The organism is Kitasatospora sp. NPDC059571, assembly GCF_042735675.1.
Taxonomy (GTDB): Bacteria; Actinomycetota; Actinomycetes; order Streptomycetales; family Streptomycetaceae; genus Kitasatospora.
This window is the reverse complement of the sequence record NZ_JBHWBW010000716.1, coordinates 1-2549: the sequence shown is the minus strand read 5'-3', so window position 1 is coordinate 2549 and position 2549 is coordinate 1. Positions and strand designations below refer to the sequence as shown.

2 protein-coding genes are annotated in these 2549 nt (G+C 73.6%); one reads left to right on the top strand and one right to left on the bottom strand.

Annotated elements, in window-relative coordinates; genetic code table 11:
• Positions 1-40: 40 nt before the first annotated feature.
• Positions 41-1729 (bottom strand): hypothetical protein, encoded by a 1689-nt coding sequence (locus ACFV0G_RS38195; RefSeq protein WP_380558113.1) that lies wholly within the window; start codon positions 1727-1729, stop codon positions 41-43.
• Positions 1730-1932: 203 nt separating this feature from the next.
• On the opposite strand from ACFV0G_RS38195, the gene ACFV0G_RS38190 reads away from it, so the two are divergent.
• A complete protein-coding gene (locus ACFV0G_RS38190; protein ID WP_380558110.1) occupies positions 1933-2364 on the top strand; it encodes a thiol-disulfide oxidoreductase DCC family protein in 432 nt (143 codons plus the stop codon).
• Positions 2365-2549 lie beyond the last annotated feature (185 nt).

Here is a 2549-nt window from a genome sequence, read left to right as displayed (position 1 = left end):
GCACCGGATCACTCCGGTGCGGGCCCCCTCGCCGTGCGGCTCAGCCGGCGTCGTACACGTCGGCCTTGAACGGGCGGACGCCCTGGTTCTCCGAACGGCTGATGTTGGAGCGGTTGGTGAACCGCTCGACGTCCACGTCGTGGTCGGCCAGGAACTCGATGGTGGTCGCCTGCACCGCGTTGAACAGCGGCTGGGCGGTGTACAGCACCGAGTCCGACATGGCGCGCCGGGCCCAGGTCGGGTCCGTCCAGGCCTGCCGGAGGCAGAACGGCTCGGGCAGCACGAGCGCGCCGCCGAGCCAGACCAGCAGGCCGGGGATCTTCATGAACGGGGCCCGGATCGCCTGCCGGACGACCTCGTCGTCGTCCACCAGCGGGAGGATGACGGTCTTCTCCTCCCAGAACTTGCCGGTCTTCGGGATCTTCACTTCCTTGGGCTTCGGCTTGGCCGTGAACAGGCCGTTCAGCGGACCGAGCGCGTGCCCGTAGGCGGAGACCCGCAGGTTGCTCCCCAGTATGGTGATCTTGACGATCACGGTGGCCACCACCTGGCCGTTGTGGAGCACCAGTTGGGCGGCCACATTGGCGTCGGTGTCGGTGCCGATGGTCTGCCGGTTGGCGATCTGCTGGATGCCGAAGTCGCGCATCCGGTAGCCGTCCATCTCCGGCGTGCCCGGCCGGCCGATCTCGTCCGCGCCCTCCGGGAGGTCCTGCACCACCCAGTGCTGGACGGAGACGTGCGGCATGGTGCCGCCCGGCAGCTCGCTGGCCGCCACGCCGCCCAGCCGCTCGGCGATCTTCTTGGCCAGGTCCCAGCGGTGGAACGTCCGGAAGTCGGCGTGGCCGGCCGCCGGGCGGAGGTCCTCGTTCATCTCCACCGTCACCCAGCGCATGCCCGTCCCGAGCAGGCCCTTCTTGCCGGCGTAGTGGTGGATGTTGGTCTCCTGCTCGGCGGTCAGCCGCTCCAGGCTGGCCCGCAGGTCGGCCGCCTTGCGGTCCAGGTCGTCCCGCGGGACGGCCTTGGGCACCGTCGCGGCGACCACGCCGCCGTCCAGCAGCCCGCCCCAGCGCGAACGCAGGTCGATCGTGCTGCGCAGACAGATCCGCTTGGCGATGAACCAGCCCACCACCGGCGCGACCATCATCAGCCGGACGTACAGCGACCACGGTCCGCCGATCGGCGGGCGGATCGCGAACAGCGCCGCGATGCCGAACGCCACCAGCAGCGCCAGTGTGCTGAAGAAGCTCTGCTCCGCGGAGAGCCGGCGCTCCTTGGCGGAGAGCACCTTCTTCTCCTTCAGCGGGGCCAGCTTCTTCTTCGCCACCGCGCGGACCTGGAAGGCGGCCAGCCAGACCAGCGTGCCGGGCAGGAAGAGCAGCCCGCAGACCAGGGTGACCAGGCTGAGCTGGCGGTCGCGGGCGTTGCGCAGCTCCTGGGCGGCGAGGCAGTGCTCGACGACCATCCGTGCGTCGGTGCCGTGCGAGGGCACCAGCGGCAGCCGCTTGGCCGGCAGGGTGCGGTCGATGACGGCACGCGAGAACGCCTCGCCGACGCTCGGTTCGAACAGGGCGAACCGGCCGTCCTTGAGGGTGGCGCCGAGCTTGGCGGCGAGCTCGCGGAAGCTGCCGTCCCGGTAGGCGGCCGAGGAGAGCGCCTGGGTGGCGGCGGTCTGCGGGCCGACGTCCGTGCGGGGTATCTGCGCACCGGGTGTCATGTCGAGCTGGGTCACGGCGGCTGCCCCTCCTCCCCTTGTCTCCCCTTGTCAGCGGCAGGCTACCGTGCCGCCGACCCCTCCCGGGCTTGATCGTCTGAACCTGCGTCAGCTGGGATGCGCGCAGATTCCTGCCGAGATGGTGCCCACTCGGCGGCGGCTTCGATCCTCCGGGGTGTCGGGTCCCGCAGCGCGGGTGCCCGATGCGGCAGGATCGGGCCATGGCCGACGACATCGCACCGGACCCGGTCCTGCTCTACGACGGGGACTGCGCCTTCTGCACCAGCTGCGTGACCTGGGCGGAGCGCTATCTGCGGGCGACCCTGGCCTCGGGCGGCTGGGAGGCGGTGCCCTACCAGCGGGCGGACCTCGCGGCCCTGGACGCGCTGGCCGGCGGCCGCGGCCAGGTGACCGCGCAGCGGGCCGGACGGGAACTCCTCTGGGTGACCCCGGCCGGCCGGGTGTACCCCGGCGCGCAGGCGGCCGCCCGGCTGCTCATGCGCTCGGGCGGCGCCTGGGCGTACGTCGGCGGCGCACTGGCGCTCCCGCAGGTGCGGCCGCTCGCCGACGCGCTGTACGGGCTGGTCGCGCGCAACCGCCGGCGGCTGCCCGGCGGCACCCCGGCCTGCGCCCGGCCGGGCCGGGCGGGCTGAGGTGACCCCGGGCGGGGGCCCGCCGCCGGGGGCGTGCCCCGGAGGGGCGGGGGGGGCGCGCGGCCGGCGGGGCGGGGGGGGGTGAGAGCCGCTCCCGGGTGCCGGCGCGGGCTAGGTCGCCGTGCGTGTCGTCGGGCGGCGAGGCGGGCGGGTGGACGGCGGCGACCTCGGGCAGGACCGCGTCC